This is a genomic window from Paraliomyxa miuraensis (assembly GCF_026337845.1).
Classification (GTDB): domain Bacteria; phylum Myxococcota_A; class Polyangia; order Nannocystales; family Nannocystaceae; genus Paraliomyxa; species Paraliomyxa miuraensis.
In genome coordinates this window covers 194,191-210,471 of the sequence record NZ_JAOVZF010000157.1, presented here as the reverse complement: position 1 = coordinate 210,471, position 16,281 = coordinate 194,191, and the positions used below count along the sequence as shown (strand labels likewise).

Here is a 16,281-nt window from a genome sequence, read left to right as displayed (position 1 = left end):
GGGCGCGCTAAACGGCCGCCTACCCTACAGGGCTGTAGCTCAGGGGTAGAGCGCTACCTTGACACGGTAGAGGTCAGCGGTTCAAAGCCGCTCAGCCCTACGATCTCGGGTCCTTCCCGGACCGACTCATGGCCCCGGCCACCTCGCAACAGGTCGCCGGGGTCGTGCGTTTTCAGCCACGCGACGGCGCTTGACGGAGGACGGGCAAAACCGGGATTCTCCGGGGGCTTCGCGCCCCCCTCGGGATTGCCGCCGATACGCGCATCCCAACCGGCGCTGGCACCCTACCGCAAGGAGAGAGCAAGATCGGTCGCAGAAGCTCCAGACCCCAGCATCGCCGTCCCGCCGAGCAACATCGAGTGGGTCGTCGCATTCGTGCGCGTGAAGTACGAGTGATCGATCATCAAGGCGAGCAAAGGGGCATCATGCAAACGCACGAAGCCATGGATCTCGCAGCCACCGCGGGCCTGCAATTGGTCGAGGTCAATCCCAAGGCCAACCCGCCGGTCTGCAAGATCATGGACTACGGCAAGTACAAGTACGAGACCGCCAAGCGGGAGCGGGAGACCAAGAAGAACCAGAAGACCCTGGAGCTCAAGGAGGTCAAGTTCCGGCCCAAGACCCACGGGCACGACTTCGACTTCAAGCTCCGGCACGTGCGGCGGTTCCTCGACGACGGCGACAAGGTCAAGCTGGTCGTCCAGTTCCGCGGCCGAGAGGTGATCCACCCCGAGACGGGGCGCGACATCCTCGAGCGCGTGTGCAAGGGCGTCGCCGATCTCGGCACCGTGATCCAGGTGGCCCAGATGGAGGGCAACCGCATGAACATGGTGCTCGCCCCCAAGCCCGGCAAGGTTCCCAAGGCCAAGCAGCCCTCGCCGCCCCGGCCCCCGCGCGAGGCCAGAGGACCCAAGGGCGAGGCCGCGGCGGGAGATCCGCCCGCTGATGACGATCTCGACCCCAACGACGATGATCTCGACGAGGACGATGACGACCTCGACGGGGACGACGACGATCTCGACGAGGACGACGACGACCTCGACGGGGACGACGAGGACGACGGCGCCGAGGAAGCCTCGGCCTGAAGACGCCTCCAAGCACTTCCACTGTCCGCTGGTGATCCACGTGGTGATCCAGCCGGGCATCCCGAACGGGTCTGGCGCCTACCACGTGGTAGGCCAGGGCCCGTGTGCCTTCTCCCATCCTTCGCCTCCCGGGCCCTGGGCCCGGCGGCGCGCCCAGCCTTGCTCTCCAGTCGGAAGCGGGTTATACCGCGCGCCCTTTCTGCGGTGAGCGTATGCCGAAGATGAAGTCCCACAGTGGTGCGAAGAAGCGCTTCCGGTTCACGGCGACCGGCAAGGCCAAGCGCAAGTTCAGCCACAAGAACCACATCCTGACCAAGAAGAACGCCGACCGCGTTCGACGACTGCGGGGCACGACCGTGGTATCCGAGCCCGACCAGGTGCGGATCGACGCGTTGCTTCCCCACGGAAGGAAGTGAGCCATGCCGCGCGCAAAGCGAGGGGTCAAGGCACGCCGCCGCCGCAACCGCATCCTCAAGGTGGCCAGCGGGTTCCGCTCGGGTCGCCGCAAGATCTGGCGCCGCGCCGTCGAGGCCGTGCACCACGCCTGGATGCACGCCTACCGCGGGCGCAAGCAGAAGAAGCGGGACATGCGTCGGCTGTGGATCGTGCGGATCAATGCCGCCACCCGTCCGCATGGGCTGAGCTATAGCCGCTTCATCCACGGGCTGGCCCAGTCGGGCATCGAGATCGATCGCCGTGCGCTGGCCGAGCTTGCGGTCAACGATCCGGCCGCGTTCGGCGTGGTCGTCGACTCGGCCAAGGCCGCGCTGGCGGCCTGACGGTCCGCCGCGGCCTTTGGCCTCTGGCCTGGGCCCGAATTCAGGAGCCGCCCGTCGAGTCCGACGGCGGCTCCTCCATGCACGAGGACGACGACTTCATATAGGGGTCGAAGTAGAGCGTGAAGCTGCCCGCTTGCGCCCGGATCCGCCACTGCACCGTGGTGGTGGTGCTGCTGGGAAAGGGGCAGTTGTCGGTGGGCGACTGCCACGTCCCGCCCACGTACGTCTGAAACTTGAACGTCCAGCCGCTCTCGGTGGTGCCGAACTTGAGGGATCGGGTCGCCGGCGCCGAGCTCACCTCGATGACTTCGTCGCCGCAATCGAGCTGCGGCTGGCTACGGGTGGGCTTGTTCGCGCACAGACGGCCGGGATCGGGGTGGGCGAGGCACCGCATGAACCCGGAGATCTCGACGCTCTCGAGGCTCTCCTCCTCGTCATAGGGGACCGGGTCGGGATCCTCGATCACCACGACGACGGTGCCGGCGGAGATCGAGCAGCCCAGTAGAGCGTCGGTGTCCTGCAAGTAGTACGTCGCCGCCATGGCCCGAGCCTAACACGTCGGCCTCGTGGACACGGGCTATCCGGCTGGGTGCATCTCGAGCCAGTCGTCGACCTGGGCCAGCAGGGTCCTTGCTCCCTCGCCGTACTCGATGCAGGCATCCCGGGCCTGGGTCGCCAGGGCCTGGGCACGGGCGCGGGACGCTGGGTCCTCCCATAGCGCGCGAGCCAGCACGAAGCGGGCCTGCGCCAGCACGACCGGCGTGGACCCGGCCGATGCATGGATCTCCACCGCACGCTCGGCCTTGGCGCGCGCCGTGGGGTGATCGCCCTCGTGGAGCGCCAGCTCGGCCATGCTCAGCAGCAGCGTGCCCACGTCGGGGTGGTCGGGCCCCAGCGCCGCCCGTTCGATGGGAAGGGCGCGCTCGAAGGCCGCGAGGGCTTCGACGGGGCGGCCCAGATCCGTGAGCGCCACGCCGATGTTGTTCAGCGAGGTCGCCACGTCGGGATGGTCGGGCCCCAGCGCCTCCTCCCGTGTTGCGAGCGCCTGGCGAAAGTACTGCAGCCCCTCCGTCACGTGGCCCTGCGTGGCGATCACGACCCCGATGGTGTCCAGCGAGTTGGCGATCTCGGGGTGCTCGTCGCCCAGCGCTTCGCGACGGATCTCGAGCGCCCGCCGGAGGTGATCGAGCGCCTCGTCCGGTCGACCCAGATCATCGAGCACGATCCCGATCTGGTGCAGCAAGAGCGCGATGTCGCGATGTCGCGGCGTGTGGTTCGCTTCCTTGATCGCGAGCGCTCGCTCGTACAGCTCCAGCGCACGTCGTGGTTCGCCGTGCCTCACCAGGATCACGCCGAGGTTGACCAGCACGTTCGACTCCGGCAGCGCGGCGCCGCCGGGCCGCCTCGACAGCGCCATGGCGACCCGTCCCCAGCGCTGCCCCTCGTCGAAGCGAGCCTGCTCGTCCCCCACGACGACGATGAGCGACGTGGTCGCCGCCAGGGCGACCTCGTCGTGGCGATGCTCGAGCGCCAACAGGTACGCCTGCTCGAGATCCTGCTCGGCGCGGACGAAGTCTCCTCCGTCCTTGCGGGCGCGCCCCCGCCAGCGCAGCGCATCGGCCCGCAGCGGCCCGTAGCCCAGCGCATCGGCCTTGGTGACCACGGCATCGGCCACGGCCTCGCTGCCGGCCGCATCGCCGGCCTGTGCGAGTGCGTCGGCCTCCGCGAGCCGGGCGAGCGCCTCGTCCACCGCGGTCGCCACCCTTGGATCTCGGGGCGGCGGAAGATCGGCACGGCGCTGCTCGAGCGCCTCCACGTCGTCGCACGAGGTCAGGCTCGGCAAGCCGTCGACCAGATCCATGGCCTTGCCCACGCGTCCCGCGTCGGCGGCCTCGAGCACCCCCACCACCGCGCGCAGCGCGATGCGTCGGCTGCTCAGGCAGCCCATGCGAAGCGACATCACGTCCTCGGTCTGCTCCTCCCGCACCCGCGTGGCCTCGCAGACCGCCTCGTGCTTGGCCTCCCATGCCGCGGAGTAGGCGTCGAGCCGGGCCTCGACCCGGGTCCACGCGTCCCCGGCGTAGGGCACACCGGTGCCCAGCATGGCCTGCTCGAGCGCTTGCTTGCGTGCGTCGTCCCAGATCCCCGCGAGCTGATCCGCGGCGCCGGCACAGCGCGCTCCGACCTCCATCGCGTGATAGGTCGCGCCCAGGCCGACGGCGGTCGAAGCGAGCGCCAGACCCAGCGCCAGCCCCACCACCAGCCGAGCCCGGGCACGAGGGACGACCTGGCGGCGCAGCTCCTCGAGCAGCAGCGGCATCGAGGGCCAGCGCATCGAGGGATCGCTGCAGAGCCCGCGCAGCAGCGCGCGACGCAGCTTGGCCGGGACGGCGCCGCCGGAGGGGGGCGGATCGATTGCGAGCGGTCGGCGGCGGCCGTCGTCCGCCTGGGCCTGGTGATGCGGCCGCTCGCCGTGGATCGCCTCGTAGAGCGCCACGCAGAAGCTGAACTGATCGCTGCGGGCATCGACCCGACGTCCACGCCGCTGCTCGGGGGACATGTAGGCCGGAGTCCCGAGCACGGCCCCGGTCGCGGTGATGCGAAGGTCCAGCGCCGTGTCCTCGGTCCGCTCGGGCGCGAGCGGTTGATCCGTCGAGGTCTCGCCCGACTCGGAATCGTCGGTTCTTCGCGCCAGCCCGAAGTCGAGCACGCGCACGTGGCCCTCGTCGTCGATGATCGCGTTGCTGGGCTTGAAGTCGCGGTGAACGAGCCCCTTGGCGTGCGCCGCCGCGAGGCCGGCCCCCGCCTGCAGGTAGACCTCGACGCACGCCCTCCAGCCCGGTCGAGGCTCCCGGGTCGCCCACGCGTGCAGGGTCTTGCCGGGCACCAGCTCCATGGCCACGAACGTCTGCCCGCCGAGCTCGCCCACCTCGTACACCTGCACCACGTTGGGGTGCGAGAGCCTGGCCAGCGCCTGGGCCTCGCGAACGAGTCGCTGGGTGTCGTGCTTGGCGAGGTCGCGGTGCAGCAGCTTGAGCGCCACGCGCCGGTCGAGCGTGGGATCGAAGGCCTCGAGCACGGTCCCCATGCCTCCGCGGCCCAGGGTGCCGAGGATCACGTAGCGGCCGAAGCGAGGAGCCGCCGGCGCCTCGCCGAACAACGACGCGCGGAGCTTGGCCTTGCGGGCGGCCATCACCACGCCGGGGGCCTCGGAGGGATGGTCGTCGACGGCCATGGAGCGCTCGGGCGGGCCCGCACCCGTGGATCGCGAGGGCTTGGCGAGTCTGGAGCACCCCGCCGGACGTGACAAGACGGCCCTTCGCGTCGCCGCGAGGGCAGGGTATCGTCCGGGCCCCCCGAGCCCGCGAGCCCATCGATGTCGAGCGCCGATCCCCACCAAGATCTCGTCGACCTGCAGGCGGCCTTTGCTGCCGAGGTCGGCGGAGCCAGCGACGACGAGTCCCTGTATGCGCTGCAGGTCAAGTACCTCGGCCGCAAGGGCCTGCTCACCCAGCAGCGTGCCCGCATGGGCCAGATCGCCCCTGCCGATCGCAAGGCGTTCGGACAGGCATTCAACGAGGCCAAGACCGCCATCGAGCAGCAGCTGCAGGCCCGGCGGGAGGCGCTGGTGCAGGCCGCCCGCGCGCGTCGGCTCGCGGCATGCGAGGACCTCACCATGCTGCCGCGGCGGCGCCCCCCGGGCTCGCTGCACCCCATCACGCACACGCGGCGGCGGCTCGAGGCCGTGTTTCGCCAGATGGGCTACGACGTGGTCGACGGTCCGCACGTCGAGCACGAGAAGTACAACTTCGACGACCTGAACTTCCTCGCCGAGCACCCCGCCCGCGACATGCAGGACACGTTCTTCGTGCAGGGGCGAGCCGACGAGGGCTCGGGGGACGACGACGCGGATCGGGTGCCGCTGGTGCTGCGCACGCACACCTCGCCGGTCCAGATCCGGGCCATGCTCACCCGGCCACCTCCGGTGCGGCTGATCGCACCCGGCACCGTGTTCCGGCGTGACGACGACGCCACGCACTCGCCCATGTTCCACCAGATCGAGGGCCTGTGCATCGATCGCGGGGTCGGCATGGCCGATCTCAAGGCCACCCTCTACCGCTTCGTGCAGGGCTTCTTCGGCGCCGACCTGCACGTGCGGCTGCGGCCCTCGTTCTTCCCGTTCGTCGAGCCCGGGGCCGAGTTCGACATGCAGTGTCCGTTTTGCCAAGAAGGCCCTGCGGCGCCGGGAGGCGACGCTCCCGAAGGGGCCGCCAAAGAAGGCCCTGCGGCGCCGCAAGGTGACGCTCCCGAAGGGGCCGCCAAAGAAGGCCCTGCGGCGCCGGGAGGCGACGCTCCCGAAGGGGCCGCCAAAGAAGCCCGCGGGTGCAACCTGTGCAAGGACTCGGGGTGGATCGAGCTGGGTGGCTCGGGCATGGTGCACCCGGCCGTGCTCGAGGCGGTGGGGGTCGATCCCGAGGTCTATACCGGCTGGGCGTTCGGCTTCGGCATCGATCGCATGGCCATGTTGATGCACGGGATCCCCCACCTGCGCATGTTGTTCGAGGGTGACGTTCGCTTCCTGGAGCAGTTCCCATGCTGATCTCCCGCGCTTGGTTGCAAGAGTTCCTGGTCGATCCCGCGGGGGAGGGGCTGCCCTCCGACGCTGCGCTGTCGGCCGCGATCACCTCCGTGGGCCTCGAGGTCGAGGGCGTGACCCGGGTGGGGCAGGGCCTCGGCGCCATCGTGGTCGGGCAGGTGCGCTCGCTGCAGCCGCACCCCAAGGCCGACAAGCTGCGGGTGGTGGAGCTGTTCGACGGCAGGCAGGTGCTGACCGTGGTCTGCGGTGCGCCCAACGTGCCCGATCCCAGCGGTCCCAATCCCGGCAAGGTGGCGTTCGCTCCGGCCGGGACCACCTTGCCCGGGGGGCTCACGCTCAAGGCTCGCGAGGTCCGGGGCGTGCAAAGCTTCGGCATGATCTGCAGCGAGCACGAGCTGCAGATCGGGTCCGATCACGACGGGATCCTGGTGCTGCCCTCCGAGTGGGAGGCCGGCGATCGCCTGGTCGATCGGGTGCCCGGGATCGAGGACACGATCTTCGAGCTGTCGATCACGCCCAACCGGCCCGATGCGCTGGGGCACGTGGGGGTGGCGCGGGATCTGGCGATCAAGCTCGGGCGCACGCTCGTGGTCCCGCCGCTGCACGAGCCGCGGGTGGCCGAGCTGCCCGAGCTGGTCACGCTGGAGGCACCCGATCGCTGCGGGCGCTACTTCGGCTATGCGTTCGAGGGCGCCAGGGTCGGCCCCTCGCCGTTGTGGCTGCGGGTGCGGCTGCACCGGCTGGGGCTGCGGCCGATCAACGACGTCGTCGACATCACCAACCTCGTGCTCATGGAGTGGGGGCAGCCGCTGCATGCGTTCGATCGCGCCGCCCTGGCGGACGGTCGGGTGGTGATCCGGCTGGCCCGGGAGGGCGAGCGCATGCACACCCTCGACGAGCGCGAGCTGACGCTGTGCGACGACGACCTGGTGATCGCGGATGCAAGCGCGCCGCAGGCCCTCGCCGGGGTGATGGGCGGCAAGGCGTCGGGGGTGCAGGAGGGCACCACCACGCTGCTGCTCGAGGCCGCGTGGTTCCACCCCCGGTTCGTGCGCCGCACCGCGCGGCGGCATCAGATCAGCACCGACAGCAGCCATCGCTTCGAGCGCGGGGTCGATCACGGCATGGGCCTGCACTGCGCGGTCAAGCGGGCGTTCGGGCTCATCGAGGCGCTGACCGGAGCGCGCTGCGTGGGCGGGCACCTCGCCAAGGGGCAGCGCCCCGCCGTCCCCTCGATCGCGCTGCGCCCCGATCGCACGCGCATGGTGCTGGGCATGGACGTCTCCGACGCGGAGGCCAAGCGGATCCTGACCGGCTTGCAGATCGAGATCGACGACGAGGATCCCAAGCGCTGGATCTGCCGACCGCCGACCCATCGTCCCGATCTGGTGCGCGAGGAGGATCTCATCGAGGAGGTCATGCGGATCCACGGGCTCGACGATCTGCCGGCGGTGGCGTGCATGCCCACCGCCCACGGCAGCACCGCGCCCACCAGCGTGCGGGAGCCCGGCAGAGCGCCGTCACGCGGGCTGCACGATCCCCTGGTCGACGCGCTCGCCGCCCAGGGCTTGCACGAGGCGGTGACGTTCGCGTTCGGCGAGCCGGACAAGCTCGCAAGGGTCGAGGGGCAGGGGCTCGACGGTGTGGTGGCCCTGCGCAACCCCATGCGGGGGCTCGGGCCCGTGCTGCGCACGCATCTCTTGCCCGGGCTGCTCGATGCGGCGGCGCTCAACCTGGCGCGCCATGGGCGGCCGGTGCGGTTGTTCGAGGTGGGTCGGATCTACCGGTGGGGCGAGCCGCCCGCGGCGGACGGGCCCACCGCGGCGATCGATCGTCTGCTGCCCGACGAGCCGCTGCGTGCGGGCGTGTTGCTGGCGGCGCCCGCCCATCGGGGCGCGGCGCTCGGCGACGAGCCGGTCGATGGCCGGGCCATGGCGGGGATCCTGCTCGACGCGCTGGCCCGGGTTGGTCTCGAGGGTACGTTGGCGCCCGCGGGCGACGACGCGTCCTCGCACCTGCATCCCGGCGTGCAGGCCTTGGTGCGGGTCGGCGAGCGCACGGTCGGCGGCCTTGGGGCGGTGCACCCCGATCTGGTCGAGGCGTGGGAGCTGCCCACGGGCACCGCGGTCGTGTACGGCGAGCTGCGGGTCGACGAGCTGCCCGCGCCCGCGCCCGTGGCCGTGAAGGCGCTGCCGCGGTTTCCGGCCACGAGCCGGGATCTCTCGCTCGATCTGTCGGTCGAGCTGCCCGCGGCCGACGTGGTCGCGGCCCTGGTGGCGGCGGCCAACGAGGCCGGGGCGTCGGTCGTTCCTCCGTCGGCCGATCCTCCGCAATTGGCGGTAGGCGATGTGGGGCGACACCCGGTGGAGGTGGTCGAGGACTACCGTGGCGCCGGGGTGGAGGACGGACGGAGGGCGCTGCTCCTGCGGCTCGGCTACCGGGCACACGAGCGCACGGTCACCGACGACGAGGTGCAGCGATTGCACGAGGCCGCGACCGAGCGCGCACTGCAGGCGCTGCGTCGGCGCGACCCCAAGGCGCGGGTGCGGTAGCGGGCCCATCCTTCCGCCGTGCGCCTCCGTGAGAAGAATGGATGGGCGCGGCGGGGCGAATGGGCGCGGCAGGGCGGGCTCTCGCGCCTTCGGCGCCGACGAAAAATGGTGTCTCCACCAGCACTTGCGCTTGGCAGCCAGGTGCGAAAGGATCGCGAAGATGACCAAGGCCGACATCATCGATCGGGTCTGTGAGCGGGTCGGGGGCTTCTCCAAGAAGGAGGCGGCCGACCTGGTCGAGTCGGTGTTCGATGTGATGAAGGCGACCCTCGAGAACGGCGAGAAGATCAAGATCTCGGGCTTCGGCAACTTCGTGGTGCGCGAGAAGAAGCCCCGGCCCGGACGCAACCCGCAGACCGGCACCGAGATCATGATCGAGGCCCGTCGCGTGCTCACCTTCAAGCCGAGCCCCGTGCTCAAGTCGGCGCTCAACGGCGAGGCGTAGCTTCGCTGCACGCGAGCGAGGCCGAGGCGAGGGGAGTAGCGCGGGCGATGGCCAAGCGAGCCAAGGCCGGCCGGGGCGCTCGGACGAGCTCCAGGGCCAGCTCTCGAGATGGCGCCGACGAGCTGTCGATCGGGACCGACAAGCTCTACTTCAAGATCGGCGAGGTCGCCGAGATCGTCGGAGTGGCGCCCCACGTGCTGCGCTACTGGGAGACCGAGTTTGCGGTGATCAAGCCGCAGAAGTCGCGGACCCAGCAGCGTGTGTATCGGCGACGCGACGTGGCCACGCTCTTGCGGATCAAGCGGCTGCTCTACGAGGAGCGCTTCACGATCGCCGGGGCCCGCAAGCAGCTGCGCGAGGACGGCAACCGCGGGGCGATGGCCGCTCCGTCGGCCAAGTACGTGGCCAAGCAGTCGCTGGCCAAGGTGTGGGCGGTGGTCGACGAGCTGCAGGCGCTGCTGCAATCGGAGGCGGAGATCGATCCGACCGGGGCCGATCCGGCGGAGTATCTGAGGCAGGCCGGCGGGGCACGGACGGTGGCGGAGGATCCGGCGGCCAGCAGCCGGGGGATGCTCGAGCGGCCGCAGCGAGGGTAGGGTGATCGCGCGAGGGCCTCGTCAGAGGCAGCGGATGCTCTTGGCGACCGTGGTCGTCGCTCCTCGGGCGTCGCGCGCGACGAGCCGTAGCGCGTGATCGGTGGTCATCGGGAGGCTGGACACGCCCTGCGTGACGAGCACGTCGTCGACGAACCAGCGTGCGGAGGCGAGGTCGTCGTCGGGGTCGACCACCGTGGCGTCGAGCATGAGCGTGGTCGGACACGAGAGCACGTCGGGTACGTCGATGCTCGCGATGGGGGCCTCGTCGAGGATGGTCGCGGAGCCGAGGTGGATGCGGACCGTCATGTCGATCGTGCCGGTTCCGCAGGGTAGCGTGAGGTCGAGGGCGAGATCGGCGGCAAACAGCCCGAAGTGGCCCAGGGTGAAGGTGATGGGCTGCTCGTTGACGCCGCGGACCGTGAAGGCGTTGCCGTCGACGATCACGTGGCCCTGGAGGTGGAGGGCTCCCTTCGGGAAGCCCTTGAGGTAGGAGCCCGCATCGGCGATGCCCATCGCGGGCTGCAGCAACTCGATGTCGAGATCGCCGACGGCCATCGTGAGGGTCGAGGCGTCCGGACAGGACTCGACGATCGTCGCCGTGGACGTGCCCGTGATGGTGAGCGATCCGAGGTAGAACGGGCACGTCGTGCCGGTCTCGCCCTTCGGGCACATCGAGTATCCCATCGTGCCCCAAAGCGGCATCGTGGCGGTTGCCGTCGGGGTGATGAACTCCACCTTGCTCGCGGCGGTGTCGAGCACAAGGCGCTGCTCCTCGCCGCGAGCCAGGGGCATCATCGCGGGAGTCGGCCGCTTGGACCGGGCGGCGCAGACGGCCTCGTCGAACGCCTCGCAGCAGTCCGCCTCGAGGTTGCAGGCCAGCGACTGGCCGAAGAAGATCCCGGAGCCGTCCTCGGCGGATGCTGGGATGCGGGCCTCGGGACCGAGGCTCGGGGTCGTACGGAGTACCGGCTGCCGCCAGGCCGACGGGTCGTCGCAATTCGCGGTGATGGCCGGCGCGTCGGACCACTCGAGCGTGCACGCGGACTGGCATAGCGCGAGGACGTCGCTCAGCTCGCTCGGCGTCGGGTGGGCTGGATCGGCCACCCAACCACCGGGCGTGTGTACGACCCAGCCCGAGAAGCTCGGCCCGATGCCGTCTTCGACGAGGGGAGCCGAGCGCTCGACGGTGCGTCGATCGGCTGGTGCACACGCGGGGCGAGGCTCGCCTGCGCACGAGGTCTCGACGGGAGAGAAGGCCGCGGTGACCTCGCAATCCCATGCGGCGGTGAGGGCCGGGCACGTCGAGGTGCCGACGGCATTGGGATCGCGGGTGAATTCGATGCTGTCGATCAGGGCCCTGCGCTCGGTCGCGGAGGTCGGGAACACCAGTCGAATGGCGGAGAGCCGCTCGAGGTCGAGCTGGCCCTGTCCGCAGAATTCGGTGAGCGGGATTCGAATCGTGCGCATCGCCTGGGCTGCAGCACAGGCGGTGAACTCGGGGCCCTCGACGAGCGCCGCCGCCTGCTGGATTGCCGGCCCCGGGTCATGGCTCACGGTCGCCGTGAGGCCATCCGGCGTCTCGCTCTCGAGCTCGACGTGGAAGTCGAAGCTCGTCGAGTCGGCCGCATCGCACCCCAGGTTCGGCACGTCGACCAGGTTGGCGACACGCAAGGACAGGTGGGTGAAGCCCGTGGCATCGATGGCAGGCTCGCCATCCTGCTGCAGACTCCATGTCACCGAGCCCCCGGGATCGCTGCCGCCCCAGCCCACGAGCAAGGCCTCGGTTTGGTGGCGGCGTGCGGCAACGCCGAGGCCGACTCCGAGCATCGTCGCCGGACCCTGGCAGACTCGATCGTCGGCAAGGCCCTGAACGTGCGTCTCGAGGCCGAGGGTGGAGCTGGATGGGAATGCCGGGATCGGGTCGCTCGCGCAGGTCGCCGTCGTCGAGCCGCGCGCGAGCGTATCGACGACGAGGCGGTCGGCACCGGCCGCGGCGATGCCCTGGGTGAAGTTGCCGACGATGAGCGGCCGTCCGTGGTCGGAGAACTGCGGTTCGATGCCGTCCCAGAGGGTCGACGGCTGCACGGTGGAGGGGAAGTCGGTGGTGAGCGCGTCCGCGTCGACGGCCGCCAGGAGCTCGCTGCGCGCGGAGACGTCGCCGAAGAGCTGCCAGCGCAGGAAGGCGGCGAGGTAGGTTGGGCCGGTCGCGTTGGCTCGATCGACCTCCGGACCTGGCAATACGTCGGCACGCCCCCCGAAGTCGTTGTGCCGCACGCCGTAGACCCACAGCAGCAGCTTGTCGAACGGGGTCAGCGACGCGGGATCGATCGCGCCCGGCTCCAGGGCCATGGCGAGATCCTCCGCGCCCATCGCATCGAACGAGGCAAGGCCCTGGCCAACGAGATCCTCGTCGAGTGAGCCATGGATCACGAACAGCGGCACCGTGTCCTCGAGCGGTGTGTGTACGTTGGTCGCGACGTCTCCCGGCGTGTCGCCGCCCCAGCGGGGGGCGATCTGGGTCGCGGCGCACAGCTCGTAGTTCGCCATGGGAGGCAGTATCGCCACGAAGTCGTCGAAGTCGTTGACGAGCAGGTTGGTGGCCGCGCCGCCGCGGCTGTGTCCAGCGATGATGGCACCCTCGCCGATGAGACCATCGCTCGATCGGATCCAGCCGCCGGGGGACTTGGCCCAGGTCATCACGCATGCGAGCAGGGCCTCGCGGTGAAGTGATGAGTCGTTGGCCGTCAGTGGTTGGGCCGCGAAGACCGGGATGCCTTCGGCGACGACGTCGTCGAATACGTGATCGTAGAGATCGATGGGTGCTCCAGGTGTGGTGACGACGAACATCGCGGGACGTGGCGGCTCGTCGGGCCAATCACCAGCGTCGTCGGGGCGGTAGATGTAGACCCGGACAGGTTGGTTGTCCTCTTCATCGTCGGAATCCTCGGCGAAATGGGGTAGGGGAAGTGCGTCACACACACCCGATGGATTGAACTGGAAGTAGTCCACGGCGACTGGGTAGACCGAGAACGAGTCGGGATTGGGTTGACATGGGTTGCTTGGCAGAGCAGGAGGGCCGGTCTCATCTACACCCTCTTCATCCATCGATCCGTTGTCGGTGAACGTCGTCATGCTGTCCGCGCCATCTGTTCCTCCCGTGGTCGAGAGCACGCCACTACCACCACCGTTGGAACATCCGCCAGCAAGGGCGACGATGAGCAGCACGTATCGGGACATCGTGGGATCCGATGTAGGATCCCTCCTCGGGCAGTCAAGCGGTCAAGGCGAAGATATGAGCGCGAAGTAGTACTTGCGTGGCTCGGAGAGCGGCGTCAGCGACGCGTCGGTCATGAGCACATCTGTCACACCATCGCCGTTGACGTCCCCGATCGTGACGGCCGAGGATCGATCCAATACCGCGATGACGTGGAATGAGAGATCGGGCCAGGCACCGTACGCAACGGCGAGTTCGGTCGGTCCAGAGTCAGCGAGCTTTCGTCCACCGAGCATGTCGAGGTTGCCGTCGCCGTCGAAGTCTCCCATTCGACTGACCGAGAACCCATCGTTGTGTTCGACCGTTACGACCACCGCCGGATCGAAGGTCCCGTCGCCGTGACCCCGTAGGAAGCTCATGCCGAGGTGCTTCGATGTCGCGAAGCTCTCCTGAAGCGGTACGAGGATGTCGGCGTGTCCGTCCCGGTCGAAGTCTCCAGCGAAAACGCTCCGCGTATCATCGGCCTTTGGGTCATGGAGACCACCCATGGGCAACTCGGGGCCAGCGACGATCTGGCCAGCGACCGGATCGGAGAAGAACACCGCGACTCGATACCACGACGGGTCGTAGGTCTGCGGAAACGGATCACACGCCTGCGTTCCGCCGGTGGTCACGAAGTCCTCGAAGCCGTCCTCGTTGAAATCCGCGTGCGCGTTGCCGCTCAACCAGTTGCAGGCGGGCAGCGGCAAGGTCGAACCGATCTGTGTCCACTGGCCCCCTACGCGTCGGCGCAGATGGATGCCTTCGAATTCGACCCCCGCCACCACCTCGAGCACCCCGTCGCCATCCACGTCGATGGGAAACGCATGCCCAGACGCACCGTCCTCGAGTACTTCCTCTGACACCAGCTCTCCGACGGTCTCGCCGAGGTTCCGGTGAACCATGAACAACGAGTACCAACCCGGGCTCGCCCCGATGCCGATCACGTCGTTCCTACCATCGCCATCGAAGTCGCGATCGGTGAAGTGGCCGAACCATTCCCACGTGGGTAACGCCGGGTCGAGGCGAAACGAGCCGTCGTGCTCGAGGTGGGCCAGGGTGATGAAGTCTCCGAAACCCTCCTCGGGAGAGGTACCAATGCCAAACGACCCAAGGCCGTCGCCACCGAGATCGATCGCAAAGCTCAGCCTTCCGAAGGTCAGCCCCGGCAGCTCGCCGATCTCGACGCGCACGTAGCAGAACTCGCCGGTTGTCGGGATTCCATCGCCGCAACCCTCGCCGAGCGGGGGGATCTGCGGTGGCAGCGGCTGCGTCGGACCGTCGTCACCGAGATCCGGGGCGACCTCTCCGGTTCCGGTGGTCGAGGGCGCATCGTCCTGCCATGTCGTCGAGCCGGCCGTCTCGAGTTGCTCCGTCGTGCTCGCCTCCATCGGCTCCGCGCCGGTCGGCGCACAGCTCCCAGCGCAGCCCGAGGCGCTGCCGAAGGCCAGACAAGCGCTGACCCCGCATGCAGCGAGCCGAGAGGCGCAGCCGACACCGTCCATCGACCGACATCCTACGCCGGCCGACGAAGCCAGCAAGTCCACGATTTCCGATCGTGCTCGCCGATGTTGGGGGAGTCGCGGCCCATCGGTCGGTCGAGGGGCAGTGAACAAAGATCGGGCCCAGCGGTACTCCCCACTCGACCATTGCGAGCGTGGCGTCCCAACGCGCCTCTGCGCGCCATCAGCCCGACGATGAGCGGGGAACGAGGTCACCCGCGTAGGTCGGAGGGACGGAGGGCCACCCGGCCGGAGGCTCGGGGTCGAGCGTGGCACCGAGGATCCGGGCCCGATCGTCTCACTCCTCGGCCGCAGGTGCGACGGCTTCGCCATCGCTCGCTGCGTCGGGCGGCGGTTGCTCGCCGTTGCTCGGCTTGCGCCGGTTCGCTTCGTCTCGGGCCTGGGTGAGCTGGTCGAGATAGCCGAACAGCTCGGCGTCGGTCTTGGCGAGCAGTTCGGGGGTGGCGGCGAGCTCGTCGGCGAGCGCGGTGCGGAGGCGGCCGAGCAGTGCGATGGTCTCGGCGCGGAGCTTGGCGGCCTCGCGACGGGTGGCCTCGGTGACGGTGGCGGCGGTCTGGTTGGCTCGCTCGCGCAGCAGTGTCTCGATCGACTCACCGCGAGTCACGAAGCGCTCGACCCAGGCGTGCAGCGTCTCGCCGCTCGGCGTGGGGAGCAGGGCGAAGGCGGCCGCGTGCTCCGGGAGCTGGTCGCGCTTGCCGAGCGCATGCGCGGCCTCGGTGGCGTAGCTGCGGTGGATGACCGAGAGCTTGGGGATGAAGGCTTCGCGGATCCGCCGCGCCGCCGCGCGGACGTCGTCGGCCAGGCCCGGGCACATGCGCACGGCCTCGGTGTAGTGCCAGATCGCAGTGGCGAAGGCGTCGTGCTCGGCGTCGGTCTGGGCGAGCTCCTCGACCAACGGGCGCGCCTCGGCGGTGGGAGCGGGGAGCGCCTCGATGGCCGTGCGCTGGGCCGCAAGCCGCGGGGCATAGAGGCGGCCCGCGTGGAGCGTGTCGAGCTTGGCGGCCTTGGCGTCGAGCAGGTCGGGGAGGGCGAGACGGAGGTCGGAGAGGAGCAGCGACTGCATGGCGGGGGAGCCTTTCTGTTGGGGGAGGCGGTCGGGAGTGAGTAGATCTCGGAAGCGGGGGCTCCGGTAGGGGGAAGGGGCGGATTTCTCGCCGGGGGGGGGGACTAAATCGGGACTGGGTGGGGAGCAGGGGAGGGCCGGGGGTGTCTGGAGAGGGATGAGGAGGTTGTTTTGGTAGCTAATCGACCACTCAAACAGGGCCGGAGAGTTTGTTTTGGCAGGATAGTGGTTGCTCGAAGGGGGTCGGCGAGTGTGTCTGGGTAGGTCGTGGGTTGCTGGAACAGGGGCGGTGAGTGTGTCTCGACAGCCGAGGGGTTGCTCGGACAGGGGCACCGACCCGTTCGGGCCTTCGTGGGTGGAGCCCGAGACAATCGGCAAATGCCTTCGT

General features: G+C 69.5%; 12 protein-coding genes and 1 tRNA gene. 8 read left to right on the top strand and 5 right to left on the bottom strand.

Annotated elements, in window-relative coordinates; genetic code table 11:
* The first annotated feature begins 28 nt into the window (after positions 1-28).
* The 4 genes from OEB96_RS28215 to rplT all read left to right on the top strand — a co-directional run bounded on the left by OEB96_RS28215 (position 29) and on the right by rplT (position 1,864).
* Positions 29-100 (top strand) — tRNA-Val (locus tag OEB96_RS28215).
* 259 nt (positions 101-359) lie between these two features.
* Positions 360-1,085, top strand: coding sequence for a translation initiation factor IF-3 (gene infC, locus OEB96_RS28210; protein WP_266219866.1), 726 nt, complete (start codon positions 360-362; stop codon positions 1,083-1,085).
* A 221-nt stretch (positions 1,086-1,306) separates the two neighbouring features.
* Complete coding sequence (rpmI, locus tag OEB96_RS28205) at positions 1,307-1,501, top strand: 50S ribosomal protein L35 (protein ID WP_266219865.1); 195 nt, start codon at positions 1,307-1,309, stop codon at positions 1,499-1,501.
* Between the two features lie 3 nt (positions 1,502-1,504).
* Entirely contained in the window at positions 1,505-1,864 is a 360-nt protein-coding gene (gene rplT / locus OEB96_RS28200; protein WP_266219864.1) for a 50S ribosomal protein L20, read from the top strand.
* Positions 1,865-1,904: 40 nt separating this feature from the next.
* Here the strand turns inward: rplT and OEB96_RS28195 are convergent, their stop codons facing one another.
* Complete coding sequence (locus OEB96_RS28195; protein WP_266219863.1) at positions 1,905-2,405, bottom strand: hypothetical protein; 501 nt, start codon at positions 2,403-2,405, stop codon at positions 1,905-1,907.
* A gap of 36 nt (positions 2,406-2,441) precedes the next feature.
* Positions 2,442-5,099, bottom strand: coding sequence for a serine/threonine-protein kinase (locus tag OEB96_RS28190; protein ID WP_266219862.1), 2,658 nt, complete (start codon positions 5,097-5,099; stop codon positions 2,442-2,444).
* Positions 5,100-5,240: 141 nt separating this feature from the next.
* On the opposite strand from OEB96_RS28190, the gene OEB96_RS28185 reads away from it, so the two are divergent.
* The 4 genes from OEB96_RS28185 to OEB96_RS28170 all read left to right on the top strand — a co-directional run bounded on the left by OEB96_RS28185 (position 5,241) and on the right by OEB96_RS28170 (position 10,054).
* A complete protein-coding gene (locus OEB96_RS28185) occupies positions 5,241-6,464 on the top strand; it encodes a phenylalanine--tRNA ligase subunit alpha (RefSeq protein WP_266219861.1) in 1,224 nt (407 codons plus the stop codon).
* On the top strand, positions 6,458-9,013 hold the full coding sequence (pheT, locus tag OEB96_RS28180; RefSeq protein ID WP_266219860.1) for a phenylalanine--tRNA ligase subunit beta: 2,556 nt from the start codon (positions 6,458-6,460) through the stop codon (positions 9,011-9,013). The genes OEB96_RS28185 and pheT overlap by 7 nt, the downstream gene beginning before the upstream one ends.
* A gap of 160 nt (positions 9,014-9,173) precedes the next feature.
* Positions 9,174-9,458 (top strand): integration host factor subunit alpha, encoded by a 285-nt coding sequence (locus OEB96_RS28175; RefSeq protein ID WP_266219859.1) that lies wholly within the window; start codon positions 9,174-9,176, stop codon positions 9,456-9,458.
* Positions 9,459-9,505: 47 nt separating this feature from the next.
* Positions 9,506-10,054, top strand: coding sequence for a MerR family transcriptional regulator (locus OEB96_RS28170; RefSeq protein WP_266219858.1), 549 nt, complete (start codon positions 9,506-9,508; stop codon positions 10,052-10,054).
* A 21-nt stretch (positions 10,055-10,075) separates the two neighbouring features.
* Here the strand turns inward: OEB96_RS28170 and OEB96_RS28165 are convergent, their stop codons facing one another.
* The 3 genes from OEB96_RS28165 to OEB96_RS28155 all read right to left on the bottom strand — a co-directional run bounded on the left by OEB96_RS28165 (position 10,076) and on the right by OEB96_RS28155 (position 15,893).
* A complete protein-coding gene (locus OEB96_RS28165) occupies positions 10,076-13,291 on the bottom strand; it encodes an alpha/beta hydrolase family protein (protein WP_266219857.1) in 3,216 nt (1,071 codons plus the stop codon).
* Between the two features lie 42 nt (positions 13,292-13,333).
* Positions 13,334-14,812: an FG-GAP repeat domain-containing protein gene (locus OEB96_RS28160; protein ID WP_266219856.1), complete on the bottom strand. Its 1,479-nt coding sequence runs from the start codon at positions 14,810-14,812 to the stop codon at positions 13,334-13,336.
* Positions 14,813-15,107: 295 nt separating this feature from the next.
* Complete coding sequence (locus OEB96_RS28155) at positions 15,108-15,893, bottom strand: hypothetical protein (protein WP_266219855.1); 786 nt, start codon at positions 15,891-15,893, stop codon at positions 15,108-15,110.
* Between the last annotated feature and the right edge of the window lie 388 nt (positions 15,894-16,281).

Excerpts from the sequence above, each read along its gene's own strand:
- OEB96_RS28190 (WP_266219862.1), bottom strand. The coding sequence starts at position 5,099 with ATGGCCGTCGACGACCATCCCTCCGAGGCCCCCGGCGTGGTGATGGCC.
- OEB96_RS28165 (WP_266219857.1), bottom strand. The coding sequence starts at position 13,291 with ATGTCCCGATACGTGCTGCTCATCGTCGCCCTTGCTGGCGGATGTTCC.
- OEB96_RS28175 (WP_266219859.1), top strand. The coding sequence starts at position 9,174 with ATGACCAAGGCCGACATCATCGATCGGGTCTGTGAGCGGGTCGGGGGC.
- rpmI (WP_266219865.1), top strand. The coding sequence starts at position 1,307 with ATGAAGTCCCACAGTGGTGCGAAGAAGCGCTTCCGGTTCACGGCGACC.
- OEB96_RS28155 (WP_266219855.1), bottom strand. The coding sequence starts at position 15,893 with ATGCAGTCGCTGCTCCTCTCCGACCTCCGTCTCGCCCTCCCCGACCTG.
- OEB96_RS28185 (WP_266219861.1), top strand. The coding sequence starts at position 5,241 with ATGTCGAGCGCCGATCCCCACCAAGATCTCGTCGACCTGCAGGCGGCC.
- pheT (WP_266219860.1), top strand. The coding sequence starts at position 6,458 with ATGCTGATCTCCCGCGCTTGGTTGCAAGAGTTCCTGGTCGATCCCGCG.
- OEB96_RS28160 (WP_266219856.1), bottom strand. The coding sequence starts at position 14,812 with ATGGACGGTGTCGGCTGCGCCTCTCGGCTCGCTGCATGCGGGGTCAGC.
- OEB96_RS28170 (WP_266219858.1), top strand. The coding sequence starts at position 9,506 with ATGGCCAAGCGAGCCAAGGCCGGCCGGGGCGCTCGGACGAGCTCCAGG.
- rplT (WP_266219864.1), top strand. The coding sequence starts at position 1,505 with ATGCCGCGCGCAAAGCGAGGGGTCAAGGCACGCCGCCGCCGCAACCGC.
- OEB96_RS28195 (WP_266219863.1), bottom strand. The coding sequence starts at position 2,405 with ATGGCGGCGACGTACTACTTGCAGGACACCGACGCTCTACTGGGCTGC.